Source organism: Yeguia hominis, from assembly GCF_014384705.1.
Classification (GTDB): Bacteria; Bacillota; Clostridia; order Oscillospirales; family Acutalibacteraceae; genus Yeguia; species Yeguia hominis.
The window spans coordinates 53,722-79,414 of sequence record NZ_JACRSN010000001.1; the positions used below are offsets into that span (position 1 = coordinate 53,722).

Annotated in this window: 24 protein-coding genes; 3 read left to right on the forward strand and 21 right to left on the reverse strand. The window is 52.4% G+C overall.

Annotated features, from left to right (window positions below; translation table 11 throughout):
- Positions 1-12: 12 nt before the first annotated feature.
- From tig to IAG03_RS00340, 17 genes are all read right to left on the reverse strand, one after another.
- Positions 13-1,302, reverse strand: a complete 1,290-nt coding sequence (gene tig / locus IAG03_RS00260) for a trigger factor (protein ID WP_249317635.1) — start codon at positions 1,300-1,302, stop codon at positions 13-15.
- 146 nt (positions 1,303-1,448) lie between these two features.
- Positions 1,449-2,156 carry a metallophosphoesterase gene (locus tag IAG03_RS00265; RefSeq protein ID WP_249317636.1) on the reverse strand — a complete coding sequence of 236 codons (708 nt, stop codon included), beginning with the start codon at positions 2,154-2,156 and terminating at the stop codon, positions 1,449-1,451.
- Positions 2,157-2,161: 5 nt separating this feature from the next.
- Positions 2,162-3,670, reverse strand: a complete 1,509-nt coding sequence (gene thrC, locus IAG03_RS00270; RefSeq protein WP_249317638.1) for a threonine synthase — start codon at positions 3,668-3,670, stop codon at positions 2,162-2,164.
- A 106-nt stretch (positions 3,671-3,776) separates the two neighbouring features.
- Positions 3,777-4,706 carry a dipeptidase gene (locus IAG03_RS00275; protein ID WP_249317640.1) on the reverse strand — a complete coding sequence of 310 codons (930 nt, stop codon included), beginning with the start codon at positions 4,704-4,706 and terminating at the stop codon, positions 3,777-3,779.
- Positions 4,703-5,080 carry a YraN family protein gene (locus IAG03_RS00280; protein ID WP_249317641.1) on the reverse strand — a complete coding sequence of 126 codons (378 nt, stop codon included), beginning with the start codon at positions 5,078-5,080 and terminating at the stop codon, positions 4,703-4,705. The genes IAG03_RS00275 and IAG03_RS00280 overlap by 4 nt, the downstream gene beginning before the upstream one ends.
- Positions 5,077-5,688 carry a ribonuclease HII gene (rnhB, locus tag IAG03_RS00285; protein ID WP_249317643.1) on the reverse strand — a complete coding sequence of 204 codons (612 nt, stop codon included), beginning with the start codon at positions 5,686-5,688 and terminating at the stop codon, positions 5,077-5,079. Before rnhB ends, IAG03_RS00280 begins: the two co-directional genes overlap by 4 nt.
- 11 nt (positions 5,689-5,699) lie before the next feature.
- Positions 5,700-6,587, reverse strand: coding sequence for a ribosome biogenesis GTPase YlqF (gene ylqF, locus IAG03_RS00290; protein ID WP_430472423.1), 888 nt, complete (start codon positions 6,585-6,587; stop codon positions 5,700-5,702).
- A 136-nt stretch (positions 6,588-6,723) separates the two neighbouring features.
- Positions 6,724-7,308: a signal peptidase I gene (gene lepB, locus IAG03_RS00295; protein ID WP_249317644.1), complete on the reverse strand. Its 585-nt coding sequence runs from the start codon at positions 7,306-7,308 to the stop codon at positions 6,724-6,726.
- A gap of 71 nt (positions 7,309-7,379) precedes the next feature.
- Complete coding sequence (gene rplS / locus IAG03_RS00300; RefSeq protein ID WP_249317645.1) at positions 7,380-7,724, reverse strand: 50S ribosomal protein L19; 345 nt, start codon at positions 7,722-7,724, stop codon at positions 7,380-7,382.
- Between the two features lie 211 nt (positions 7,725-7,935).
- Positions 7,936-10,608: an ABC transporter ATP-binding protein/permease gene (locus IAG03_RS00305; protein ID WP_249317647.1), complete on the reverse strand. Its 2,673-nt coding sequence runs from the start codon at positions 10,606-10,608 to the stop codon at positions 7,936-7,938.
- Positions 10,609-11,039: 431 nt separating this feature from the next.
- A complete protein-coding gene (locus IAG03_RS00310; protein ID WP_249317888.1) occupies positions 11,040-11,696 on the reverse strand; it encodes a TIGR03936 family radical SAM-associated protein in 657 nt (218 codons plus the stop codon).
- Positions 11,696-13,537 (reverse strand): TIGR03960 family B12-binding radical SAM protein, encoded by a 1,842-nt coding sequence (locus IAG03_RS00315; protein WP_249317649.1) that lies wholly within the window; start codon positions 13,535-13,537, stop codon positions 11,696-11,698. Before IAG03_RS00315 ends, IAG03_RS00310 begins: the two co-directional genes overlap by 1 nt.
- Positions 13,538-13,640: 103 nt before the next feature.
- A complete protein-coding gene (locus tag IAG03_RS00320; protein ID WP_249317651.1) occupies positions 13,641-14,243 on the reverse strand; it encodes a site-2 protease family protein in 603 nt (200 codons plus the stop codon).
- Positions 14,236-14,673, reverse strand: coding sequence for a hypothetical protein (locus IAG03_RS00325; RefSeq protein ID WP_249317653.1), 438 nt, complete (start codon positions 14,671-14,673; stop codon positions 14,236-14,238). Before IAG03_RS00325 ends, IAG03_RS00320 begins: the two co-directional genes overlap by 8 nt.
- A gap of 263 nt (positions 14,674-14,936) precedes the next feature.
- The gene (gene spoIVA / locus IAG03_RS00330) at positions 14,937-16,415 is read right to left on the reverse strand and encodes a stage IV sporulation protein A (RefSeq protein WP_249317655.1); all 1,479 of its coding nucleotides are present in this window, start codon (positions 16,413-16,415) and stop codon (positions 14,937-14,939) included.
- Positions 16,416-16,469: 54 nt separating this feature from the next.
- Positions 16,470-18,008 carry a DUF3794 and LysM peptidoglycan-binding domain-containing protein gene (locus IAG03_RS00335; protein ID WP_249317656.1) on the reverse strand — a complete coding sequence of 513 codons (1,539 nt, stop codon included), beginning with the start codon at positions 18,006-18,008 and terminating at the stop codon, positions 16,470-16,472.
- 193 nt (positions 18,009-18,201) lie between these two features.
- Positions 18,202-18,492 carry a hypothetical protein gene (locus IAG03_RS00340; protein WP_249317658.1) on the reverse strand — a complete coding sequence of 97 codons (291 nt, stop codon included), beginning with the start codon at positions 18,490-18,492 and terminating at the stop codon, positions 18,202-18,204.
- A 118-nt stretch (positions 18,493-18,610) separates the two neighbouring features.
- Between IAG03_RS00340 and pnuC the strand changes: the two genes are divergently transcribed.
- Both pnuC and IAG03_RS00350 read left to right on the forward strand, forming a co-directional pair.
- Positions 18,611-19,201, forward strand: a complete 591-nt coding sequence (gene pnuC, locus IAG03_RS00345) for a nicotinamide riboside transporter PnuC (protein WP_346726081.1) — start codon at positions 18,611-18,613, stop codon at positions 19,199-19,201.
- 111 nt (positions 19,202-19,312) lie between these two features.
- A complete protein-coding gene (locus tag IAG03_RS00350; protein WP_249317893.1) occupies positions 19,313-19,540 on the forward strand; it encodes a hypothetical protein in 228 nt (75 codons plus the stop codon).
- Between the two features lie 37 nt (positions 19,541-19,577).
- Here IAG03_RS00350 and IAG03_RS00355 read toward each other — a convergent pair whose 3' ends face one another.
- The 4 genes from IAG03_RS00355 to IAG03_RS00370 form a co-directional block, all read right to left on the reverse strand.
- Positions 19,578-20,180 (reverse strand): cytidylate kinase family protein, encoded by a 603-nt coding sequence (locus IAG03_RS00355; RefSeq protein WP_249317660.1) that lies wholly within the window; start codon positions 20,178-20,180, stop codon positions 19,578-19,580.
- Between the two features lie 225 nt (positions 20,181-20,405).
- Complete coding sequence (locus IAG03_RS00360) at positions 20,406-21,752, reverse strand: ArsB/NhaD family transporter (protein ID WP_249317662.1); 1,347 nt, start codon at positions 21,750-21,752, stop codon at positions 20,406-20,408.
- 549 nt (positions 21,753-22,301) lie between these two features.
- The gene (locus IAG03_RS00365) at positions 22,302-23,069 is read right to left on the reverse strand and encodes a GolD/DthD family dehydrogenase (protein ID WP_249317663.1); all 768 of its coding nucleotides are present in this window, start codon (positions 23,067-23,069) and stop codon (positions 22,302-22,304) included.
- A 66-nt stretch (positions 23,070-23,135) separates the two neighbouring features.
- Positions 23,136-24,506 carry a glycoside hydrolase family 2 protein gene (locus IAG03_RS00370; protein WP_249317665.1) on the reverse strand — a complete coding sequence of 457 codons (1,371 nt, stop codon included), beginning with the start codon at positions 24,504-24,506 and terminating at the stop codon, positions 23,136-23,138.
- A 488-nt stretch (positions 24,507-24,994) separates the two neighbouring features.
- Here IAG03_RS00370 and IAG03_RS00375 point away from each other — a divergent pair, with 488 nt between their 5' ends.
- Positions 24,995-25,678 carry a 2-C-methyl-D-erythritol 4-phosphate cytidylyltransferase gene (locus tag IAG03_RS00375; protein ID WP_249317666.1) on the forward strand — a complete coding sequence of 228 codons (684 nt, stop codon included), beginning with the start codon at positions 24,995-24,997 and terminating at the stop codon, positions 25,676-25,678.
- The last annotated feature ends 15 nt before the right edge of the window (positions 25,679-25,693 follow it).

Sequence of the window (25,693 nt, forward strand, 5' to 3'; positions counted from 1 at the left end):
CTATAGGATTTTTTATTCGAAGATTTCAATTTTCGCATTGTCGCGGACAAATGCAATCGCTTTCTCTACGGAAAGATCCTTTGCAACGTCCTCTTCCGGAATGAACGCCTTGATCTTGTCGGCTTCCATCTCATAGGCCTTCGCCATTTTCTCATACTGCGCTGCAAGCTCTTCCTCCGTGGGTTTGAGGTCTTCCAGCTCTGCGATCTTTTCAAGCGCCAAACGGATTTTCACCTGACGTTCCGCCTGCGGGCGTACCGAAGCGCGGATTGCATCGCGATCCATGCCGGTATATTTGGCGTACATGTCAAAATCGATTCCCTGCGAACGGAGACGATATTCAAACTCGCGCACGCTCTCTTCTGCCTGATTCTTGAACATTGCCTCCGGAATATCCGCCTGCAGTTTCTCAATCAGCGCGTCGATCAGCGCATTTTCCACTTCATCGTCCGCCGCCTTCTCGCGGGACTCCGTCAGCTTCTTTTTGAGATCCTCGCGATAGTCCGCGATGGTATCAAAATCACTGACATCCTTTACGAACTCGTCATCAAATTCCGGAAGCTCTTTGGCTTTGATTTCATGTACGGTTACCTTAAAGACCGCCTCTTTTCCCTTAAGATCTTCTGCGTGATAATCCTCCGGGAACGTTACGGTGACGTCAAATGTATCGCCGGTGTGGTGTCCGACAACCTGATCCTCAAAGCCGGGGATAAACTGGCCGGAACCAAGAGAAAGGCTGAAGTTCTCGCCCTTTCCGCCTTCAAACTCCTTGCCGTCGACAAAGCCTTCAAAATCAATCACAGCGGTATCCTGCAGCTGCGCTGCGCGGTCTTCCACCGTAATCATTCGGGAATTGCGCTCGCGAACTTTTTCGACCTCTTTGTCAACATCTTCTTCGGTGACGTCAACCTTCGGCTTTTTCACTTCGATGCCCTTATAGTCTGCAATCGAAACTTCCGGCTTGGTGGTAACTTTACCCTTAAACGTAAAGCCCTCTTTGCCGATCGACACAATTTCCAGATCCGCGTCGTCCTGAATTGCGTCAAGGCCGGCTTCTTTAATCGCTTCCTCGAAAGCGCCCGGAACCAAAAGGTTTACCGCATCCTCATAAAAGACCTGCTCGCCGTAATATTTCTCAACAAACGCACGCGGCGCTTTTCCTTTGCGGAATCCCGGAATCTGGATCTTCTTTGCTTCGCGCTTAAATACGCGGGCAATGGCGTCTTCAAACTGCTCTGCGCCAACCTCGACTTCCAGCTCCCAACGATTGGTATCCACTTTATTGGATGCTTTCAAACTCATGACTTTTGACCATTCCTTTCCCTTCTCTGTATAGGGCCGCGCCCCATAAATCTGCTGATTCTATCGATTTCTGAAAATCATTCCGTGACATTATACCATAGCCCGAAAAAATATTCTATATGTTTCCCGGAAATATTTACACTTTTTTAAATACTTTCTGCTTCCCGGGCGACCAAAACCGGCGCAAAGCCCACAAAATCCCCGGAAATCAGATGCATCCGCACATTTCCCCACGCCCGCAGCGCCGCTTTCCGCGTTGCCGCGGCTCCATGGATGTGTCCGAAATAACAGTCCGCAATCTCATTCTGCTCCAGAACCTGCAAAATCTCCCGGCATTCCGCACCGTCATAAACCGGCGGATAATGCAAAAACACAACGGGACGCTTTCCTGTTTTTTTCGCAGCGGCAATGGAGGTTTCCAGGCGTCCGCATTCCCGCGCGACGATTTTCCGGTCCTCCGCCGTTTCCGCATTGTAGAGCCATCCGCGCGACCCGCACACGGCGATTTCTCCAATCGCATAGGCATTGTTATGCAGAATCGCCATGTCTGAAAAGCCGTTTTCCTGAAAATAGGCGTCAATCTTCGATTTGGTGTTCCACCAGTAGTCGTGATTGCCCTTGAGCAGAATCTTTTTTCCGGGAAGCGCATGCAGAAACGCAAAGTCCGGCCCGGCTTCCTTCAGGTTCATGGCCCAGGAAAAGTCCCCGCCGAGAACCACGGTGTCGTTTTCTCCGACAAGCTTTTGCCAGTTTTCCGCAATGCGCGTTACGTAATTTCCCCATCCGGGGAATGCGTCCATCGGCTTATCCGTTCCAAGCGACAGATGCAGATCCGCAATTGCAAATACCGCCATCTGCGTTACTCAATCCCTGCAAGGCGGTAAACCATCGCCTGCATGTCGTCCCGGTCGCACACATTCCGGAAGCGCACTTCTTTGCCCTCCAGCGCTGCAATCGGCGCAGGAATCGGTGTGCCGGTAACGGCCGCCAATTCGCCGATCATTTCAAAAGGATCGTCCCCGACAGCATCTTCGCCTTTCACCGCACTGAGCACGCTGTCTGCAAACTTGTAGGGGCTTGCGGTCGAAACCAGCACGGTCGGTGTTTTCCGGTCGCCGGTACGGGCAACATAGTCGTGATAAACTTTAACTGCAACTGCCGTATGCGGATCGCACAGATAGTTTTCGCTCTGGAACAGATCGCGAATCGTTTCCTTCGTTTCTGCGTCGGTGCAGAAACCGGCGCTGAACAGCGACTTCATCTGCAAAAGGACATCGTCTGTAACGCGGTAAGAGCCGTTCGCCGAAAGCTGACGCATCCACTCCCGAACCTGCTCTGCGCTGCTCATATCATAAAGCATCCGTTCGAGGTTGCTGGAAATCAAAATATCCATCGACGGAGAAATTGTTGTGTGGAACGGCCGGTTCCGGTCGTACACCCCATCGTTCAGAAAATCCGTCAGAACGTTATTCTCATTCGAAGCACAAATCAGCCGATTAACCGGCAGACCCATCTTCACCGCATAATAAGCGGCCAAAATATTGCCGAAGTTTCCGGTCGGCACCACGATGTTGATCTTTTCGCCTTCATAATCCATTTCGCCGGTCTTCATCAGCTCACAGTAAGCGGTGAAATAATAGACAATCTGCGGCACCAAGCGGCCGAGATTGATGGAGTTGGCGCTTGAAAAGACCGTATTGTGTTCCAAAAGGCGCGCCTTGACGGCCGGGTCGACAAAAATCTTCTTGACGCCGGTCTGCGCGTCATCGAAGTTCCCGCGAATCGCGCTCACGCCGACGTTTTTGCCTTCCTGCGTATCCATCTGGCGTTTTTGCATATCGCTGACGCCGTTCTCCGGATAAAACACGATGATTTTCGTGCCGTCAACGTCCCTAAAGCCCTCGAGCGCCGCCTTGCCGGTATCTCCGGACGTCGCCGTCAGGATGAGCACCGTTTTGCCGGGATCGGCCTTCTGTACCGACCGGGTCAATAGCTGCGGCAAAAGCTGCAGCGCCATATCCTTAAACGCACAGGTCGGTCCGTGCCACAATTCCAAAAAGTACAGGCTGCCTTCCCCATCCGGGACAAGCGTCAACGGCGCCGGCGTCTCGCCGCCGAACTTTTCTTCTGTATAAGCAAGACGCACGCATTCTTCAATTTCCTCGCGGGTAAAATCCGTCAGGAAATCCTTCAGGATAAAGGCCGCACGCTCCTGATAAGACATCAGCTGCATCGCCGTCAGATCCGCATAGGTGTACTTTGGGAGCGATTCCGGAACAAACAGACCGCCGTCCGCAGAAATTCCGCGGGTGATCGCTTCCGAAGCCGTAACCAGTTCCTCTGGGTTTCGCGTACTTCTGTATTTCAATTTGATTCCTCCCGTCCGCACGGGAAGTCCCGCGCACCGCTTGTTTTGCAGTCCTGTTTTTTCAGCATTTCTGCATGTTTCATTCTATAATATTCCACAGGTATTGTCAAAGGGAAATGAAGAAGGCTCTGGCATTTTCATAAAAAATCTTCCGCACCAGCGCTTCGGAATAGCCATGCCGCAGGAACATCTCCGCTAAATCCTCCATGGACTCGATTCCGCGAATTCCGTCCGGCAGATCCGTTCCGTCAAAATCGCTTCCCATACAGAGGGTATTTTCCCCGCCCAGCGAAAGAAAATGCTCTGCATGCCGCAAAAGATCCTCCGCACAGGCGCGGGATGCATCCTCCCGCAAAAAGGCCGGACAGAAATTCAGTCCCGCCAGGCCGTTTCGCCTGCGGATTTCCAAAAACGCCTCATCGGTCAGATTGCGCGGATGTTCGCAAATCCGGCGGGCGTCTGAATGGGTCGCAATCAGCAGGCCGTCCGTCGCGGATGCCGTATCCCAAAAGAGCGCATCCGACGCATGGGAAAGATCCGGCACCATGCCGAGCGTCTGCATCCGGCGCACCACTTCTTTTCCGAATGCTGTCAGCCCGCCTGCGTGGCGTACCCCGCAGCCGTCGCCGAGCTCACACCGTCCGTTCCAGGTCAGCGTCATCACCTGGACGCCGCGCCGGAACGCCAGTTCCAGATTTTCGAGCCGTCCGCCAAGCGCCGCGCCGCCTTCAATCGTCAAAATCGCGCCGCACTGTCCGGCTTGCTCCGCCTTTTCAAAATCTTCCCGGCAAAAACACTGCCGGATTCGATCCGGGTATGTCTTTACCGTCTGCGTGAGGAGATCGGCAGCGGCTGAAAACCGCGCAAATGCAGACGCTCCGCGCAGATCATCCGGAATCCACACGGCAAAGCACTGAAGCCACGGCGCATATGCTGCACCGCGCCGCAGAGAAAGCTGCCCTGCATTTTCATAGAGAGACTCTCCTCTTTCGAGACATGCCGTCAGCGTATCACAGTGTAAATCAAACAGATTCAAAAGAAGCCCACCTCCGGGAAAAATGCGTTTGCAAAATAGGAAAAAGACGTCACGCGCATCGGTTTTTCTTGCGTGATTTCGACGCAGGCAACATCAAAACGCGGCTGCAAATCAGACGGATGCGCCTGCAGATAACAAAGCGCCGCCCGTGCAATCCGCCTGCGTTTGGCCGCTGTGACCGCTTCTGCCGGCGCAGTCAGCGCACCTTGCGACCGGGTCTTCACTTCTACAAAAATAAGATATTGCGCGTTGCGCGCAATTATGTCAAGTTCTCCGCCGCGCACGGAAAAATCCCGCTCCAAAACCGTAAATCCGTGTTTCTGCAGATACGCCGCCGTATATTGTTCGCCAAATGCGCCCGATGCCGTGTTCATTCCGTACGCCCCAAAATATTCTTTAAAAAGGTTTTCCGGTGTACCGGAGACGCGCCGTACTGAAGCAAAAGCGCCCGGTGCAGCGCCGTTCCGTACCCTTTGTGCTTCGCAAATTGATATTCCGGATAAATCCGGTCGATTTCCTCCATCACCCGATCTCGGGAAACTTTCGCCAAAATAGAGGCGGCCGCAATGCTGGCGCTCAGTGCGTCTCCCTTTACAATTGTCTCTCCCGGAATTGCAAGCGGCGGCATCCGGTTGCCGTCGATGAGCGCATAATCTGCCGGCTTGGAAAGCGCCTCTACCGCACGCGACATCGCGAGAAACGTCGCCTGTAAAATGTTGATTTGATCGATTTCGGTTTCGCTGGCAAATCCGATTCCATAGGAAACTGCCGTTTGGGTAATCACGTCAAACAGGGCTTCCCGCTTTTTCGCGCTGAGCTTTTTGGAATCGTTCAGACCTTCGATCTCCGCTCCGGGCGGAAGAATCACCGCAGCCGCAAAAACAGGGCCGGCCAATGGCCCGCGCCCTGCTTCATCAATGCCGCAAATTCGGGAATAGCCCTTTTCTGCCGCTAAATGTTCATAACAATACCAATCCATCATCAGCCCGCCTTTCAGTTTGCGCGCTCCAGTGTGATTTTGCCAAGCTTTGCTGAGCGGAATTCATCGAGAAGCATGGCCGCCGCGCGCTCGGTGTCGATCTCGCCGCCGGAAATCAGCATCCCGCGCTTTTTCCCGATCCGCGCAAGAAGGTCATAGCCGGAGCCTTCCTGTAAATCATCCGGCGTCAGCTTATACCGCGTACAGAGTGCACTCGGATAAGACTCCCGCAGGGTTTCCAGAAGCCGGGCCGCGAGCGCTTCCGTGTCGACGACCTGATCCTTGACCGCACCGGTAAAAGCCAAAAGTTCCCCCACTCTCGGATCTTCAAATTTCGGCCAGAGCACACCGGGGGTATCGAGCAGCTCAAAGCCCTTGCCAATGGTAAACCAGCGGTTTGTCCGCGTGACGCCCGGCCGGTCCTGCACATCCGCCTTTCCGGCCTTTCCGCCAAGGCACATCCGGTTGATAAAGGCCGATTTTCCGACATTCGGAATGCCTACAACCATGATCCGGATCGGCCGCCCGGTCATGCCCTTTTCTTCCCACATGGCAAGTTTCGATTTCAGCAGCTCCCGAATCGCCGGAAGCACCTGCCCGACATTTCTTCCGGTCCGGCAATCGAGTGCCAGTGCAGGAATCCCGCGGGCCTGAAATGCGGAAATCCAGCCCCTGGTCTGCGCCGGGTCCGCCAAATCGCATTTATTCATCAAAATAATCCGCGGTTTTTTCTGGATCAGCCGATCCAGCACCGGGTTCCGGCTGCTTTTCGGCGCGCGCGCGTCGATCAGCTCCGCTACAGCATCCACCTGACGCAGGCTCTGTTCGATCTTTCGCTTCGCCTTTGTCATGTGACCCGGGAACCACTGGATATTGGTCTCTATCAGATTCGGCTCGTCTATCGAAATCACTTCCCTTTGTTTCTCCGCACGAAAACCGGCGGGGCGCTGCACACTGGTCCAGCCTGTTCAAACCGCCTGCACATTTTCGCGTCCGCGGCGTTCCGGCTTATCAGCGTGCGAATTCCCCAAAACGCAATTATTTTGCCTTTCCAATCCTATCGAACGGAAAAATCCGCACCTCGACTTTGCCGAGAATATTCCGGCTGTCCACCATACCGACCGCCAGATACCGGCTGTCTTTTGAAATCACACGGTTGTCGCCCAGAACAAAGACACAGCCCTCCGGCACGGTCTGCGGAAAGGTCATCATATCAGCTCCATAGGAAACGGTCAGGCCGTTTTCCGTATAAGCAGATTCATCCAGCACCTCGCCGTCCACCGACACCATGCCGGTGTCATTGTCGATGTCCACGACTTGTCCGGGCAAGGCGATCACGCGCTTGATGATCGGATCTTCCAGCACGTTGACAACCACGACCACATCGCCCTGTTTGACCTCGTAAAACATTCCGGAAATAATCAGCTTGTCGTCTTCCGTATAATTCGGCAGCATCGAATCGCCGTTCACCGTAACGACACGAAACAGAAACGCAAAAATCAAAACAACCGCCACAACGGCAATGATCACTTCTTCGAACCATTCAAAGCAATTGCGGACGCCGCGTCCCAGCGGATCCTTTTCGATGTTTTCCGTTTCCGGCAGTCTTTTCTCCTGCTCCATCAAAAAGCCTCCCAGCTTTTTATTTAAAGAAAAAAGGGACACACAGATGTCCCTTTTTGAAAAAAATTCTGTTATCGGATCTGTTCTTTAACCTTTGCAGCCTTACCAACGCGATCACGCAGATAGTAGAGCTTCGCGCGACGCACACGACCGCGGCGAATTACTGCGACCTCTTTGATGTTCGGGGAATGGATCGGGAACACACGCTCCACGCCGACACCATAGGACACACGGCGAACCGTAAAGGTCTCTGCGACGCCGGAACCCTTGCGGGCGATTACCGTTCCTTCGAACTGCTGAATTCTTTCGCGTTCGCCTTCACGGATATTTACGCTTACGCGAACCGTGTCGCCGATGTTAAACTGCGGAATGGTTTCCTTAAGAGAATCGTTTGCAATCAATTTCAGTGCATCCATGTTTTCATTTCCTCCTTGATGGTTCAGACATTCTTGTATTTAAACAGAGGACTGTCCGCTTCAATGTCAGGGGTTTCCCCCACCCAATTGATCCCTAACGGCCAAAACAGCCGAAAGATTCCAAATGCCTAATTATCATACCATAAAGCACCCGCAGTTGCAAGTATTTTTTCAAGATTTATCGATTAAAAATCATTGATTCCCCATAAGGTCATTGCCGGATCGCATCTACCGGACGTTGCCGCGCAATACGGCGGATGGGGATGCAGCTAGACAGCAGCGCCACGCCAAAACTGAAAGCCGCCAGCAGCGCAGCCTGCCGTATGCCGGGCTGCAGCAAGGAGAACAACAGTCCATACTGCGCGGCCAATATGCGGTTACCTACCATAGCCGCAACAAACACCAGCAAACCGGAAAGTAATGCATTCACGGCCGCCACAAAAAGGCTTTCATACAGAAAGATACGAAACACATCCCTTTGCCCGGCACCCAACGCCCGCATAATGCCAATCTGCCGCTTGCGTGCGGTGATGCTGACAGATATGAACTGAAACATCAGCAGAGCGGCAAACAGCGTCAGCGTAAGCCCTATATACCGCAGCAGACGGGTCGCCGTTATCAGCGTTTCATTCATCATGTTCATCTGACAGGTGGCCGCATTCGTTGCCGCATAGCGAATGCCGCCGTCAGATGCGAAACAGACGGAAAGAAATTGGCGCAGAGCGGTCTTGCCCTGCGGCAGCGAGGCAATGGCAAAGGCATACAAGCCGCCGCGTCCTTCAGAAAGTTTTTCAAAGGTGGCGTCGGAGACAACCAGCAAGCCTTGCACATCATAAATTTCGGTGCCATAGTAATTCCATAGATCCAGGTTACCGCGCATCTGGTAGCCAACAGAAGACCAGGCATTTCGCCCATCGTTAAAGGTCACACTAAGCTGAAAATTCTCATAAGCCTTTCCGGAATCAAGGGCGGCAACCGTCTGCGTATCCTTTCCGACCGGATTTCGCAGCGCTTCCGGAGCCAGAAATTCCCGTTCCCGTAGGTTTTCCGGCAATCCTGGCTGTGGCATACCGTTTTCATCGACCTGTCCGCGGCAGTAAACGCCCTTAGCGGCTTCCCCCAGATCACACAGACGAGCGATGGTGGTCGTGGTCATATCAAGGTAATCGTTTTCTATCTGAATTTTTCCGTCGTGCACCGTTACCGTAGCCGGATAGCGCGCGGCAATTTCCCGAATTTTTCCGCTGCCGACAAAGGCCAGTGTAGAAAGCCCGTACTGCCGCTCGGCATCCAGCTGGTTTGCCTGCATCCACTCTTTGAGGTCGGCAGTGTTGTCGGCAGTCAAATCCAATCGCTTCGTCCCCTTGTACCGGGTATTGTCAAAATGGGTTTCGACAATACCCGGTACAGTGTAATTACGGTCGCCGATAAAGACGGTTTTGCCAATCAAATCCTCCGCTTTTGCAATGGTGTATTCCGGCGCTTCATCCCGGTAACTTTGCAGATCTATTTGATAACTAAAAAAATCGGGCAGTTTTTGGTAATAGGTTTTAACCCATTCATCGAAGGTATATGGGGTTTCGCTGCCGTCCTCATGCTTTACATAGTATCGGGGGCCGGTATATTCCCGGTATCCGGCGCCTTCAAAAGACTCCAGCACATATCGGCTAAGGGCAATTTCATCTCGGCTGCCATCCGGCATTTTTCCGGCTAAAAGTTCCAGTCCGAAGGTCGGCAGTTCTTCTTCGCTTAACTCCATAAACCCGGACAGTTCCGCCACATAACGGCTGTAATTCTGGTTGGTCACTTCAGTGGAGCAATAATTGCTTTCAATGCGCATCGCCTTTGGCAGTGTATACACACCTTTTACAGCACATCCGGTTTTTTCCGCCAACGCGATGATTTCGTCCTCGCTCATGCGGAACCCATCGTGATACCAGTCGGCACCGTCACCGTAATCCATCTGCTGTTCCTTGCGCAGGGCAGTGGCTGCGCTGTTTTCCTCATACAGAGAGCGAAACAAGGCCTCCTCATAGCGGTAGCTGGAGAAGGCGTCGGCTAACCCCACCAGCAAAAAAGCGATCACCGATAGTCCCACTACAGCGGCAAAGCGCAGCTTTTTCGTCCGGATAGCGTTCCACGCCATCCGGCGGACAACACGTGCCGGCAGATGGGTGGGCTGAACAGAGAGTCCGCCGGCACAGGGTACGCCAGCAAACTGCGGTGCTGTATCTGCCAGCACCCGTCCATCAGCTAGTTCCACGATCCGGTCGGCATACTGTGCGGCATACTCCCGGTCATGGGTCACAACAATCACCAGATGATCCCGCGAAAGTGCCTTGAGAATATCCCATACCTGTCGCGAATTTTCCGTATCCAATGCGCCGGTCGGCTCATCCGCCAGCAGCAGCTTGGGATTTTTAATCAGAGCACGGGCAATGGCAACCCGCTGCTTTTGTCCGCCGGAAAGCTCGCCGGAGCGGCGGCTTTGGTATCCCTCTAAATGAACGGCGGCCAGCGCCTGTTCCATAGCAACTGAAGAAACCTCCGTCTGCTGCAGTTGCAGTGCTAAAGCCAGGTTTTCGGCCACAGTCAACTCATCCAGCAAGTTGTATTCCTGAAACACAAAGCCGATATAGGTATTACGGTACGCATCCAGCTGCCGGGCAGAAAGTCCCTGCAGCGAAATCCCATCCACCTGGATATCGCCGCCCTGAAAACCATCCAACCCGCCCAGCAAATTCAGCAGAGTGGTTTTTCCGCTGCCGGAACGGCCGAGAAAGAATACCATTCCTGTATCCGGCAGGGTTAGAGAGAGTGCATCAAGGGCAGTCACCGGCGTCGCGCCGGAGTAAACTTTGGTCAGCTGTTTGACTTCGATCATTTGCCTTTCTCCTTGCCGATAATGTTTTTTATGTGCAACTCCTGTCATTGAGGTAGAGCTCATTCACTCCCCAGTATTTGTCCAGTGTCGTGATACGCCCTTGTCCAATCCGAAAAAATGAGACAACATAAAAAGACAGAGCCTGCGTTTTCGAAAACACATAGGCATCATCACATAACCGCCGGTAACGCGTTCCACGCGCTACACAGTGCCATCCCAATCGTCGGGAATCGGTTCGTTCGCCGCAATAAATTTCTCAGTCGTAAACTGTTCGTTTGTATTGTGCCAGCACACCGCATCGACGCTAGAAAAGGCTGCATTGCAGCATCTTGTGCCAGTTCGACCCGCCAATAGACGGACAGCATACAAGGCAATCTTCCATTATACTCACGGTCTATCAGGTTTGACGTTCTCTGATTTGGGATATAGATTTATCGAAAAATCGCGCGATCGGTATCGTACATCTCCACACGCGCAATGGATTCCGCAAACGCAATGCCGCAGGACGCGCGCAGCGCCTCGCCAAACAGTTTCGGGCTGACATTTTCCCGGCTTCCGGCAGGCAGCATCATCGAAACCTGCACGCCGTCCGGGACGCTTTTTACGACTGCATCCTGTAGATACGGTGCAAGATCGAACGGCTTTGCCCCGGACTTCGAGCGTTTCTCAACGATGACCTGCGGCGCCTTGCACAGCGCTTCCGCGGATTTTTCGAGCGCTTCCGGCGTTCCTTCTTCGGGGTCATAGAAAACGGTATAAGCCGCATAGGCGACGTCTCCCGCCTTTTTCAGCGGTTCCGTCACATCAAAAAAGTGCATTCCCGCTGCAAGCGACGCATTGAGCCGCCGGAGGATCTCTTCTTTTTCCATCTCTTCTGTGAGCCGGATATCGAGTGATTCGCGCTTTCCGGTCATTCCCAGCGACAGCGGCAGCGTAAACACCATAAACGGGTGCGGGTTAAACCCCTCGGTATACCAAAGCGGAAGCTTTGCCTTTCGGAACACCCTTGCAAAATAACGGTTCAAATCCAGATGGGAAATATATTTCGCCGGTCCTTCTTTGCTGAACCACAGACGTTTTGGAAGCATCACGGGCAAATTCCCCCCTTCACATCCCGGAAACGGTTTGCGCCGCAGCCGGAACACTGTTTGCGGCAATTCGGCGTCACAACCGCCTCATAGGCGCGCTTGCACTCCCGCTCCAAATACGATTTTTTCACGCCGTAGTCCAGATGATCCCAAGGCAGAATTTCCGCAAAGGAACGCTTGCGGCAATTATAGAAGGACGGCTCCACGCCGGTCGCCTCAAACACCTTGCGCCATTTTTCCAGCGAAAAGCAATCGCTCCAGCCGTCAAACCGCAGTCCCTGCCGGTTTGCTTCCAGCAGCACGGCACCGAGTTTCCGGTCTCCGCGCGCAAAAACGCCTTCGAGCCAGCTGGTATCGGCATCGTGCCAGTTGCAGTTGATTTTCTTCGTCGTCAGCGACTGTACGAGCACCTTTTGTTTATGCCGCAGCGCAGGAATATCCGCCTGTGCCTCCCACTGAAACGGCGTAAAAGGCTTCGGCACAAATGAGGCCACGCTCAAGGTAACCGTCACACTCTTGCCCTTCTGCTTGTCCGGGTTATGATAATACGCGTCCACAACCGTCTGCCCCAGACGCGCGATTCCCGCAACATCGTCATCCGTCTCCGTTGGCAATCCGATCATAAAATAGAGCTTGATCTTTGTCCATCCGCCGGAAAATGCAATATTGACGGTTTTCAGAAGTTGCTCCTCTGTGACATCCTTATTGATAACATTGCGCATCCGCTGGGTTCCCGCTTCCGGCGCAAAGGTCAGCCCGCCGCGGCGGACCGACTGAATCCGGTCTGTCAGTTCGGTGGAAAAGCCGTCCACGCGCAGCGAAGGCAGCGATACGCTGACTTTTTCTTCTTCGGTCCAGGTGTGCAGCGTATCAAGAAGATCGTCGAGTTTGGAGTAATCGCTCGTACTCAGGGAAGAGAGCGAAATTTCATCATAGCCGGTGTTTTCGCAGAGAACCCGGCACTGCTCGTTGACTGTTTCCACGGACTTTTCCCGAACCGGGCGGCACATGAATCCCGCCTGGCAAAACCGGCAGCCCCGGATGCAGCCCCGGAACACTTCGGCAACTGCGCGGTCGTGGACAATTTCAATCAGTGGCGTCACGAAATTCTCCGGATAATAGGACTTGTCCATGTCCGGCATAATTCGCTTACATACCGTCGCCGGTGCGCCGCAGGTCGGACGGATCTCCGAAATGGTCCCGTCCTCATGATAGGAAACCTCATAAAGCGACGGCACATAGACGCCCGGAATCTGCGCCGCTTCACAGAGAAACTCGTGTTTGGTCTTTCCGGCATCGCGGCATTTTTGATAAAGCCGGATCACTTCGAGATCCACCTCTTCGCCCTCGCCGATAAAAAACAGGTCGATAAACTCGGCGAGCGGCTCCGGGTTGCAGGCACACGGCCCGCCGGCAACCACAAGCGGCGCAAGCTCCTTGCGGTCAGCCGCACGCAAGGGAACGCCTGCAAGCGAAAGCATATTGAGCACATTCGTATAACTCAGTTCATATTGCAGCGTAAAGCCGATAAAATCAAAATCCCGGATGGGATCTCCGCTTTCCAGCGCATAAAGCGGCATACCGGCCCGGCGCATTTCATCCTCCATGTCAATCCATGGGGCAAATACGCGCTCACACCAGATGTCCGGTTCCCGGTTAAAAATTCCATAAAGGATTTTCATACCCAGATGAGACATGCCGACTTCCATCACATCCGGAAAGCAGAACGCAAAACGCACATCGACTTTCTCGCGGTCTTTGATGATCGATCCCGGTTCTCCGCCGGTATATCGTCCCGGCTTTTGCACACGATCGAGCAGTTTTTCCAGTTCACGGTTCATATCCGTTTTCTCCTGTCCCTTCCCATTTTTTGTGATAAATGGCGTTCTTTTTATTATATCGAAAAACAAGCGGCAATGCAACGGATTTTCCGCTTCCATTCTTTTAAAAGAATCTCCCGCGCTTGAACACCAGCAGGAACATCAGATAAACAGAAACCGCCAGCAGAGAAAAGTTATACCGGGACTGCAATAGCACCCAGAATCCCAAAACGGCAAGCGGCAGCAAAATGAGCAGCGAGAACGCCCAGACTACCGTTCCGGCACGCTCCGTCGGAAGGCGCCGGGAAAGCAGCGCAAAAAGCGCCTGTCCGCCGTCCAACGGCGCAATTGGCAGCAGATGAAATGCCGCCAGTGCGCCGTTTGCCGCAAAAAAGCTCTGCAAAACCGGGCTTTGAAACGGCGCAAACGGCAGGCAGCACAAAAAAAGAAGCAGATTTGCGGCCGGGCCCGCAAGCGAAATCAGCGCATCCCGGAAGTAGCTTCCCGTGCTTTTCCGGTCTTCAATATCCACACCAAACGCATGCAGCACAATTTTCTCCGGCATACAGGCGCATGCCCGCATAGAGGCAAGATGTCCCAGCTCATGGCAGCCGGCCGCCAGCAGCGCACCTGCAAAGGCCGGAGACAGCAGGATCAGCACCGTGACTGTCGCCGCAAACCAGAACTGTACTTCCAGCTCGCAGCGGCCAATCTGCCATTTAAGCATCTCCGGATTCCAGCGCGGAAGTCTCCTGCGCTGTGCTTTCCAGAGCGCTTTCCAGGGCCGAGGACGCGGAGGATTCGTCCTGGGGGAATTCGTTCTGTACGGATTTCGGCAGCTTCAGCACCGCGCTCCAGTCCTCCTGCGCAAGAATAGAATCGTTTACATGTGCCGTGTACCAATCGTGTACAGTCTCGTAAACCGGGCCGCCAAGCGATTTTAAGACCAGCATTCCGAGCAGGATCAGCGCACAGGCCGCAATCTGAATTGCGGTAAACCAGCGTTTTTCTTCCCGTTTCCGTTCCTTTTCCCAGTCTGCCTCTTCCGATTCCTGCGCAGAAGCGCCGGTGACTTCAAAATCATCCGTGCCGGAAGTCGTCTCGGGTTCGTTTGCAAGATCTTCTGCTTTTGTGAAATAGGATTCCCGTTCCCGCATGTTCTTTCGCTCCTTTCCTTTTAATAAAGCCTGCGCGTTTTTGGAAGGCCGCGCGTTTTGCCTGTTGTCCGGCAGTTCCATCATGGTCCGCAATGCCGCGCTGCCTGCTGCACAGCAAATTCCCCCGCGTGCTTCGCATCGTGTTTCAGCGGACCCTCCAACACGCTTCCGTGCGGCTCAGCGCACGCGCTGTCCGGCAAATCGGGGTTCCCAAAAAGCAGTGCCCCCGAAAAAACTTCCGAGGGCACGTTTAAAAATTTTAATCAAAGGATAATGCAAATCAGGCCGTTGCAGCCGTCGTTGATAATGCGCTCGATGGTTTCCCGCAGCTTTCCTCTCGCATCGGCCGGCATCCGCAGCAGCTTGTTGTGCAGCCCCTCGTTGACCAGTTCGTGCAGGGATTTTCCGAAAATATTGGATTCCCAAATTTTCGCCGGATTTTCTTCAAATTCTTTGAGCAGATACATCACGAGTTCTTCCGATTGCTCCTCAGAACCGACAATCGGCGTCAGTTCGGTTTCGATCTGCGTTTTGAGCATATGGATCGCCGGCGCGCCCGCCCGCAGGCGCACGCCGTATTTTCCGCCCTGCCGGATAATCTCCGGCTCTTCAAAGGTCAGTTCTTCCGTCCCGGGCAATACAATTCCGTACCCGCTCTCTTCGACATCGTGATAGGCTTCCCGCACTTTTTCGTATTCTTTCTTCATCGCGGAGAGTTCCAAAATCTGAGAAAGCAGACCGGCTTCATCCTCAATTGCGAGCCCGGTCTTTTCGCCGAGTACTTTGTAGAATAGTTCTCCTTTGAGCCGCAGCCGAATCCGCGCACTCCCGACGCCAAGATCCGCTGCAGTCAGGGCGGCATCCTCCAAATATTCGTTTTCCCGGATCGCATCTACGACGTCGGCAACTTCGCGGATGCGGCTGATTTTTGCCGCCGCGCCCTGAATTGTGGAAAAAATGGACGCACGCAGCCAATGGGTCTTTTCGAGAGACGCAACCCACTGCGGCAAATCGATGCAGATTTCCCGAACCGGAAACTCAAACAGCACCTTTGCAATGATCTTTCGGATCTGCCCTTCGTCCATCTCCAGACAATTGACCGCCAGCACCGGTACACCGTAGGTCTCCTGCATTTCTTTTGCAAGCGACTGTGCCTCGCTGGACGCCGGCTCCACGCAGTTGAGCAGCACGATAAACGGCTTGTTGATCGCCTGCAGTTCGGAAATCACGCGTGTTTCCGCTTCTTCGTATTCTTCCCGCGGAATATCGCTGATGCTGCCGTCCGTCGTGATGACCAGTCCGATGGTGGAATGCTCGGTGATGACTTTCTGCGTTCCCAATTCCGCCGCCATATTAAACGGGATCGCCTCGTCGTACCACGGGGTTTTGACCATCCGCGGCGCGCCCTCTTCAATATAGCCGATTGCGCTCGGAACGATGTAGCCGACACAATCGATCAGTCTGACCCGGAAGGTCGCAGCGTCGTCGATGTGGACCGTAACGCCCTGTTCCGGAACAAATTTCGGCTCTGTGGTCATAATCGTCCTGCCGGAAGCCGACTGCGGAAGCTCGTCGACCGCTCGGTCCCGTGCATAGTCCGCATCCATATGCGGAATGACAACGGTGTCCATAAACCGTTTGATAAAGGTCGACTTTCCGGTGCGTACCGGCCCGACTACGCCGATATAAATATCGCCGTTGGTTCGCTTGGAAATATCGCTGTAGATTTTTCGTTCATCCATATCTGATCCTCCTATTGCTCCGCCTTACGTTCCGATTCATGAAGCCGCACCTGTTCAGGACGGGATCAGCAGCATTCCGCCGCTTTCCGCAATCGCCGAAGTCATTCCGTTTTCCGCCTGAATTGCGGCAACAGAGGTGCAGTAGGTCCGCGCAATATCCCAAAGCGATTCGCCGGTCATCGCATAATAGATGGTCAGGGCCGCCTTCTGGCCGTCGTTTCTCGGACGCCCTTCGTCTTCATACACGGATTCCAGCTCTCTCCCGGAAACATTGACCGCAATTTGGATTTCCAGCTGAAGCTCCGCTTTGATTTCCAATTCGGACGTTCCGGAAATCCGATACCCAATATTGGTCACCGCGGCGTCCGTATCGCAAATTGCTGTTTCCGGCAGGCCGGCACGCTCTTTGGTATAGAGAATTTCCGCCATCCGCTCAAAGTAGACCGGCTTTCCTGCTGTATTGACCGCCAGGATGCACAGATTCATTTTTCCGCGGCAAAGAAGCTTGCCGTTTTCGACCTCCGACTGCACATTCACAATTTCATTCCAGATATCCGTAATTTTCACAAGTTCGGTGTCGCCCAGGTTCAGCGTAATCTTTTGGATGGCGCTTTCCCGCATGACATCGGCAACAAGCCGCAAGGAAACCGGCCGGTACGAAAGCGCCGTTTCGTATTGCGTCGAATAGGCGTCTGTTACCACGGTAATTTCGGCCTGCTCAAATGCACTGACCGTTGCAATGACACGCGCCTCCGCCTCCAAAAGCATGTTTTCGCCGGAGGAATCGCTGCGGATCTGGATATCCGTTTCCGAAACGGCCAGCCGGATGTCGCACAGGGCGTCCTCGGTAATTCCCTCGCAGTCTATCGTTTCGCTGAACGGAATCGCATATTCCATACTTTCCAGCGACACCGTATCAATTCCGGCCGCATATAGGAGTTTCAGCTGAACTTCTCCCTTGAGAATAATTTTCCCGGACACAATCTTATAATCCTGCAAAAGCGCGTCTGCCTGCACACGCAGCACCGCCTCCGCCGGCGGCTTTCCGTTTCCGATCTCTAAAACCTCTCCGACTACAAACGGCTGCTGTGCGTACGCCGCCAGACGACTCGCGTGGAGCGTTTCCGTTTTTTCCTCCAGCGCCTCTCCCTCTACACCGCAGTAATACTCGTATTTCACTGCGTCAAAAACGCGCGCGCAAACGGAAAACGCGCCGTGAATATCCAGGCGGCGCGGACTGACCGCGCGGCAATTGATGTATTCCATCCGCGTCCGGACAAGCGCAATCGGGCTTTCCGGTGTCTTGCGCAGGGCAATCGACGCAGAAAACGGCTCTGTCTTCTCACAGTTCCGAACCGAAGTTCCGCCGGCATCCAGATACAAAACCCGAACGGTAGCACGGCCTTCGACCTCCAGACGATCCCCGATCACGGAGCGGACGGTAATCACCGGGTATACCTGGCACTTTAAAATACGCTGGATATCCGGGCAGTAATCGGGAAGGCTGAAATCCAAATCCACCGGTTTTTCTTCGCAGCCGTCAAAAACAAGTTCCTGTGTGGGCAACAATCCCCTACTGAGTTTACAATCCATAAAGGCCCTCTCCTTTTTCCAGTTCTGTCTCATTTTTATTCGCAACGTGTCCGAGATATACCAATCCGAAAAAAGAAAAACCGCCGAAACAGGAACCTTCTGTTTCGGCGGCCTGCATTCTGGCAGAGGCGTCTAGTCTTCTTTTTTGATTTTAAACATTTTCCGCAGGAAAAAGCCGAGCATCCCGGAGCCCTTAACGACAACAACCTTCATATCGGTCCCTCCTAAATATGTTCATCGCCGGATCAGAGCGAGTCCAAGCGCCACAATGATGACGCCGGCAATAAATAAAATGAGTCCCGAAGGGCAAAAACATGACAGAATCAGCCCCAGCCCAAACGCTGCGGCGCAGAGGCATCTGCCCGATCCGCCACAGCAGCGGTTTCTCCTCATGCGCCGCACCGCCTTTCCACTGTTTTTCCGGTCTCAATACCATAATATCCCGCTGCAAAAATTGTGTGCAGGTTTTTAAAACTTTTTTCAAACCGATCCGGCTTAACTTTCCCGGAGCTTTATGATACAGTTTAGATCACAACAGAAAAGAAGCCCTGCCACCGGGCAGGGATGAAAGGCATTTGCCGCACGTCGTTAGGTCTTAGAAGATGTGCGCAGATGTCTTTCTTTTTTGGAAAGGAAGAAGCCCGTATGCAAAAAAATCGCATTTCTATTCCTCTTTTTCCCGGGGAGAACGCGCCCTCTGGTGCACCTCTCTCTTCCTGATTCTGGCGGCATTTCTCCTTTTTGACCGTGAAAACTACCTGACGCTCTGCGCCTCCATTGTCGGTGTAACCTCTCTCATTTTCTGCGCAAAGGGAAACCCCGCCGGACAACTGCTCATGCTGATTTTCAGTGTGCTTTACGGTATCATTTCCTTTACATACGCTTACTATGGAGAAATGCTCACCTATCTCGGCATGACAGCCCCCATGGCGCTGTTTTCGCTGATTTCCTGGCGCAGAAACCCCTTCGAGGGAAAAAAGTCCGAAGTCGCAGTCAATCAGCTCTGCAAAACGGAGCTTCTTTTGCTTCCGGTCTTGACGATATTGGTAACACTTCTTTTTGCTCTGCTTCTGCATGCGCTCCATACCGCAAATCTTGTTCCCAGCACCATCTCCGTTGCCACCAGTTTTCTGGCGGTATATTTGACGTTTCGGAGAAGCGCCTTTTTTTGCACTCGCCTATGCCGCCAATGATCTGGTTCTGATTGTTTTGTGGAGCATGGCAGCGCTTGAAGATCGATCCTATCTCTCCGTACTCGTCTGCTTTGCAGCTTTTTTGATAAATGACCTGTATGGCTTTTTCAATTGGAGACGGATGAAGAAACGGCAGGCGGCATCTGCCCGCCCTGTTTGATTCCGTTTGTGCCGCCAGTCTTACCTGCCGCGCTGCAATTGTGCCGCTCCGAATCGCAGAAATTCCGCCCCGCCTTCGCGGCTTTTGCGTCCGCAGCCATTTTGCAGCAAAACGGAAAACCCGGCATCGCCACGCATGGCAAGCCGGGTTTTTGTATGCTACAATCCATTGGCTTTTAAGCCAATATTGGTGCAAATACGTCTTTTAGAATTCCGTTCAGGCTCTGGCTTCCATACGGGCACGAATGTACTGTTCCAGCAAATCTGCCGTCTTGGCAACTCCGAGCTTCGCGCTGTTGATTACCAGATCGTAATTCTTGGCACGACCCCATTTTTCTTTGCAGTACTGATCGTGGTAATTTTTCCGAAACTTATCCTTCCGGATAATCAACTCCATCGCTTCTTCTTCGGAAATATCCGTCTTTGCCATGGTGCGCTGGAGTTTAAAATCCAGATCCGCCCGCACAAAAATGGAAATCATCGCCGGGTTTTCCCGGAAAATTTCTTCCGCACAGCGTCCTACCACGACAAAAGATTCTCCCGCTTCGGCCTTTTCCCGCAGATAGCGGAACTGTATCCGTGCAATTCCATCCTCCGGTGCATTATTAAAGCCGTTTACCGTCCGGTAGATCCCCCACCTCTTGGGAACCTCATCATACTTTTTCAGCAACTCGGCGTTCATCCCGTATTCCTGAGCAATATGATCCAGCATATTCCGCTCATAGACGATCAGCCCAAAGCGTTCCGCCAGCAAATTGGCAATTTCATGGCCGCCGCTTCCAAATTCGCGCCCTACCGCAAGAATCAATTGATCCGCCACTTGTAGTCCTCCCTTCTTGATCTGATTTATATTTACGCCATTTCCAAAGCGCACATACCAAAAATCCGAATTTTACGGCAAGGCCGTAGGGTCGGGCCTTTCTTCGATTTCGCGGTGCGTCTGAATCCGGCAAATCTTCTGAACTTTCAGATTATTCCCTGCAAACGGCTGTTTTCAGAGAAGGATCCCATTTTTCCGAAACGCGTTCTTCTTAACGCGTTCTTCTTATAGATACCGGACAAAAATGAACAGCATGGAAATCACGATCACAATGACTGTGGCCGGAGCCAAAGCCTTGCAATATTTTCCCCAGCCAATCGGATGGCCGTTCTTTGCCGCAATCGAAGTGCCAACGACGTTGGCCGATGCGCCGATCGGCGTTGCGTTTCCGCCGATGTCCGTTCCCATGGAGAGCGTCCATGCCAGCACATCCAGATGAACACCCTGCATAGCAGAAAGGCTCTTAATCACCGGAATCATCGTTGCTGCAAACGGAATATTGTCAATAAAGGCGCTTGCAATAGCAGACAGCCAGATGATGATCGCAACCATCAGCATGGCGTTGCCGCCGCTGATCTTTCCGATCAGAGAAGCCAGCCATTCGAGGATGCCCGTCTGCTCAAGGCCGCTGACAACCGTAAAGAGGCCGACAAAGAACAGGAGCGTTTTGTAATCAATTTTCCGAAGGATTCCGCCCGCACGCTTTCCGGAGGTCAGAACCGTCACCAGCGCAATAAATACGCCGATGCAGGAAACCGTTAGACCGGTCTGTGCATGGGTAATCAGCAGAATGACCGCAACCGCAAAAATGATGCAGCTGACAATAAAGGCGCCTTTGTTGGTAATCGCTGTTGCCGGATGCGGATAGGACTCCGGATCCGCAGGTGCCGCCGCCTTCAGTTCCTTCCGGAAATAGAGATATAAGTATAATACCACAAAAACCATAGAAATAGCAACCATTAAACCGGTGTTTGTAATGAAATCTCCAAAAGAATATCCCAGAGACGTTCCGATGATGATATTCGGGGGATCTCCGCACATGGTCGCGGAACCGCCGAGGTTCGCGCAGAAAATCTCCGAAAGAATCATGGGGACCGGATCAAATTTCAGCATCCGTCCGAGTTCGACCGTGACGGCTGCAAGGAACATGATGACCGTAATGCTGTCGATAAACATCGCCAGCGCAGCAGACATGATCATAAACGTCAGAAAGATCGGGATCGTCTTGTAGTGCACCAGCTTGGCAATCGTCATGCACAGCCAGCGGAAAAAGCCGCTGTCCGCCATGCCCTCAACCATAATCATCATGCCGGCAATAAAGAAGATGGTTTCCCAGTTAATTCCCGAGGATCCCGATGCTGCACCGGTATGATACCAGAAATCCGGCTCGATAATGCTGCGCAGGTTCAGTGCCTCATAAATCGCACCCATATCGCGCATACAAATGCCAAACACAACCACAAGCACAAGCAATCCGCATCCCAGCGTAACAAAGTGCCGTTCCACTTTTTCTGTAATGATTAGCGCAAACATCACAAGAAAAATTACCACTGCCGCAATTTGTGCAACCATTTTTGCCTTCCTCCTTCAGAAAGATTCCGGTCAATGTTTGGCCGGCCATTTTTGCATTTGGGACACAGTATAGCACAGCGTTTTCAAAAATTCCATGGTTTCATTAAGATATTAACGAAAATCAGGAGTTTGCATATTGATTTTCACCCCGCGCCGCGGAATCTTTTACAACATGAATAGATTTTTTCCAGCAAATTTTCGCACCGTTTTTTGCCAAAAAATTCTCAACACCAAACACTTGAACCGTTTGGTGCTGGGAGCCCGCGCACTGGTTTTATGGTGTCTGACGATTCTATGGATTGACAAGAGAAAGACTGGATTTTGACAGACAGAAATGCGCCATGCTGCGCCGCGCGCTTTGCCGCGGGGCTGGTTTTTCCTCGACCGTTCTGCTCCGATGAAGCTGCCTGCGTCTGATGGACTTTCGCGTAATTGGGGCTTTTAAGGAACCGGCGGACTGACGCCTATCAAGGTGAAAAGGACCAATCCGCCGGAAAAACGTACTGTCCGGCGAATTGGTCCTTGCGGATCGATGGTAAGACGGCAAGGTTACTGGATTGTGTACCCGCCGTCAATCACCAGATTATGCCCGGTGATCATTCCGGCAGCACCGCTGCACAAAAACGCAATCGATCCGGCGATTTCGTCGGTCTCTGCAAAGCGCTCTGACGGCATTTTCTTTTTAAATGCTTCTCCGACTTCTCCGGCCCAGGCTTTTTTGCCGAGTTCTGTCAGTACTACGGTCGGAGATACAGCATTGACCCGGATTCCATATTTTCCCCATTCATAGGCCATTACCTTGGTCATGGCGATGATCGCGCCCTTCGACGCACAATACGCCACGTGTTTATCCAGTGCAATCACGCCCGCCTGCGAGGCCATATTTACAATGCTGCCCGGTTTTCCCGCGTCAATCAGGTATTTCCCGACTGCCTGCGCCATCATAAACGAGGCCTTCAGGTTTACCGCCATGGTCCGATCCCACATTTCCTCGCTGCGTGTTTCCGCATTGTCGAGCGCTACAATGCCCGCGCAGTTGACGAGAATATCCATTCCGCCGAAGCGCTCCACCGCTGTCGCAAGAACCGCTTTCCGGCAAGCTTCGTCGAGAAGATTCCCACGCACACCGATGCAATCTGCGCCCAGCGCCGCTGCGGCTTCCTCAGTTTTTTCACTCATATCTGCAATCAAAACCTTCACGCCCTTTTTTGCAAAAAACGTCGCCGTCGCATTGCCGATTCCGGCTGCGCCGCCCGTAACAATTGCAACTTTCCCCGCAAGTGAAAATTCTGTGTCCGCGCCATAGTATTTCAGCATTTCTATTTCCTCCTTAAATGATCATTTTGCTGCTAAAATGAAATCGCTGCTTTTGATTTTAACACCCTATTTTTGATGAAAAACTTCAGTCTTATACGGAGAGTAATACGGCTTTGCCGTAATGGTTCCAGCCGTATGCATTCCGCCGATTTGCACTCGCTTCGTCTCAAACGGCAGCAGATGGAAATAATTATCGGAGAATTCCCAGCCAAACGCATCGCCCTCTTCATCGCCAGTCAGGATCACACAGTGTGCATATTGATCCGTTTGGATCACCAGCTCTGTGCCCTCCACCTGCAAGGAGAGCTTTGCATCCGGAAACAGCGTATCGCGTTCCATATCAAAATGTTCGATATTTCTGGCAAGCACCGTACCGGTTTTGTCCTTTAATATGCAGAACAGAATACAATCCCTGCGAATCGGGCCGAGGTGATCCAGCGTTGTAAAGATCCTGGATTCACCAGCCAGAATTCGAACCGGCATTGTAAAGGGCTCTCTGACCTCGTTATCGAATTTGCTAAATGCGCAAAATTCCAGCGTACCGTCCACGTCTTCCGACGTATCATTGACCCCCCACAGGCGAATATGATCGCCGATTTCGATTGAAAGCAAGATGGGGGAATAGGCGCGTTTGATGCTGTAGTAAGGCTGTGTCAATTCCAAAAACGCGTCAATCAGTGTGAAGCTGATCATCGGGAACGCATCTTTCAGCTTCCAGTTCAAATGGCCCTGTGTCCTGCGGAACCCTGTACCGTTTTCCGTAGGAATACCGCGCCGCACCCGTTCCACTGTGCTTTTAAAATAGTCTGCCGCACAGACTGAGGCCCGATACACCATGGACTCCACATCTGTTGCATCATAGTATCGTTCGATTCCCCAATATTCACACTGCGCATATTCGTCCAGATAGCGGTGCCATGTTTCCGGAATCGGAAGATTTCTCCAATAGCGGAATCCGTATTTATGACGGTTGACTGCATACGCCGGATTCTTTGCGCCATATGGCAAGCAGTTGACATAGTCCTTCGGATAGATCTCCTCTTCGCTCATAAACCGCCGCATGCTGTGAAGCGGAAGCGCAGTTGTATAGCAATCTTCGCTAAAGAACACCGGATATTGCAGCCCTGCAACATGATAGGCGCCGCTGTAAGCATGGGTATCCCCTTCCAGTGCATCATTGGCATCCTTTCCTCCAAACGGACTGGAGGGTGTATAGAACCGCTCCGGATCCATTTCTTCGCAAAGCCGTGCAAAATCAAGCATAAAGGTCTGGAACCCGAACTCCTTTTTTCCGCCTTCTTCACTTTCCCCATACATATAAGCTTCATTATTTCCGACCCACATCAGCAAACACGCATGCCCGCGGATCCGACGAATCAGATCCGCCGCATCCGCAATACACAGCTCCCGATACGCACGGTCATCCGGCCAATACAATGCTTGAATTGGAGGTGAGATTATGAGTTACAACATTCCTGGTACAACTATCACTTTGACCCGAGGTGATACATTTGAGGCTCTGGTCTCTGCCACCAAAAGGAACGGTCATTGTAACGGAAACCAAGACGCTGTCGGATGATGGACTCATCATCTCTACGGATGTGGTTTACGACGAATAAATAGCAATACAGGGCAGTAGAATGTAGGTTCGTTCTGCATTATTCCTACACTTTGGCTCAAAAAGCCAGTTATTACGGGATATTTTGCTTCTATATAGAAAAGGATTTTGTGGCGCGTTCCGCATCATTTCGACGGATTCCTTGTTTTTTAGACAAAAGAGTTGTTTTCAAGAACGGAATCCGTTATAATAATGTCTGTATATCATGAAGAGCGGTCATCAAGCGCGGTGTCTGAACGCTGCGAACCATTCTGTTAAACACGGCTTCCGTCAGGAAGCAAATGACCACTGAGAGGAGCATTTTTCTATGAATATTCGGAACATCGGCGTCATTCTGGCCGGCGGAATCGGCGCACGCCTGAGCAGCACGCAAAAAAAGCAGTACTTGGAGATTGCGGGCAAAGAGTGCATCGCACACGTTATCGAGGCCTATCAGGAGGCAAAAAAACTCGATAAAATTCTGGTTGTCGTCAACAAAGAGCAGTACGAGAGCGGCTATATTGCCGAAAAGTACGGCTTGGAGTGCGCCTGCGGCGGAGACACCCGCAATGAATCGATCTATAACGGTCTTTGCTACATCAATGAACACTATCCGGAATGCGAAAAGGTCATTCTGCATGACGCTGCACGGCCGTTCATCCGCGGAGATATCGTAGACGATTATATGGACCTGCTCGACGACCATATCTGCGTCATCAACAGCCAGGACATCACGGACGGCATCGGCAAACGCATGAACAAAGAAGTCAAGCGGGAAGAGTTTTACATCTCGCAGACTCCGGAAGGCTTCCAGTTTAAGCCCTTCTTCGAGGCGTTTGATCCGCACGCGCCGATTGTCGCCCTTTCCCACCATCTTCCGGAAGACATCGCCATCGCGCATTATAAAAAATTCCCGTATAATTTGAAGCTGACCTATCCGGAGGACGTTTTCGTTGCAGACCACCTGCTTTCTGCAGGGTTCAAATCCTATCTGAAATCTTTGAAGAAATGAAGTAATCCAACGGTA

Bases quoted from the DNA above. Each gene is read 5' to 3' on its own strand.
- tig (WP_249317635.1), bottom strand. From the start codon at position 1,302: ATGAGTTTGAAAGCATCCAATAAAGTGGATACCAATCGTTGGGAGCTG.
- IAG03_RS00265 (WP_249317636.1), bottom strand. From the start codon at position 2,156: ATGGCGGTATTTGCAATTGCGGATCTGCATCTGTCGCTTGGAACGGAT.
- IAG03_RS00280 (WP_249317641.1), bottom strand. From the start codon at position 5,080: ATGAACACGGCATCGGGCGCATTTGGCGAACAATATACGGCGGCGTAT.
- rnhB (WP_249317643.1), bottom strand. From the start codon at position 5,688: ATGATGGATTGGTATTGTTATGAACATTTAGCGGCAGAAAAGGGCTAT.
- lepB (WP_249317644.1), bottom strand. From the start codon at position 7,308: ATGGAGCAGGAGAAAAGACTGCCGGAAACGGAAAACATCGAAAAGGAT.
- rplS (WP_249317645.1), bottom strand. From the start codon at position 7,724: ATGGATGCACTGAAATTGATTGCAAACGATTCTCTTAAGGAAACCATT.
- IAG03_RS00305 (WP_249317647.1), bottom strand. From the start codon at position 10,608: ATGATCGAAGTCAAACAGCTGACCAAAGTTTACTCCGGCGCGACGCCG.
- IAG03_RS00310 (WP_249317888.1), bottom strand. From the start codon at position 11,696: ATGCTTCCAAAACGTCTGTGGTTCAGCAAAGAAGGACCGGCGAAATAT.
- IAG03_RS00315 (WP_249317649.1), bottom strand. From the start codon at position 13,537: ATGAACCGTGAACTGGAAAAACTGCTCGATCGTGTGCAAAAGCCGGGA.
- IAG03_RS00320 (WP_249317651.1), bottom strand. From the start codon at position 14,243: ATGCTTAAATGGCAGATTGGCCGCTGCGAGCTGGAAGTACAGTTCTGG.
- IAG03_RS00325 (WP_249317653.1), bottom strand. From the start codon at position 14,673: ATGCGGGAACGGGAATCCTATTTCACAAAAGCAGAAGATCTTGCAAAC.
- spoIVA (WP_249317655.1), bottom strand. From the start codon at position 16,415: ATGGATGAACGAAAAATCTACAGCGATATTTCCAAGCGAACCAACGGC.
- IAG03_RS00335 (WP_249317656.1), bottom strand. From the start codon at position 18,008: ATGGATTGTAAACTCAGTAGGGGATTGTTGCCCACACAGGAACTTGTT.
- pnuC (WP_346726081.1), top strand. From the start codon at position 18,611: ATGTGCGCAGATGTCTTTCTTTTTTGGAAAGGAAGAAGCCCGTATGCA.
- IAG03_RS00360 (WP_249317662.1), bottom strand. From the start codon at position 21,752: ATGGTTGCACAAATTGCGGCAGTGGTAATTTTTCTTGTGATGTTTGCG.
- IAG03_RS00365 (WP_249317663.1), bottom strand. From the start codon at position 23,069: ATGCTGAAATACTATGGCGCGGACACAGAATTTTCACTTGCGGGGAAA.
- IAG03_RS00375 (WP_249317666.1), top strand. From the start codon at position 24,995: ATGAATATTCGGAACATCGGCGTCATTCTGGCCGGCGGAATCGGCGCA.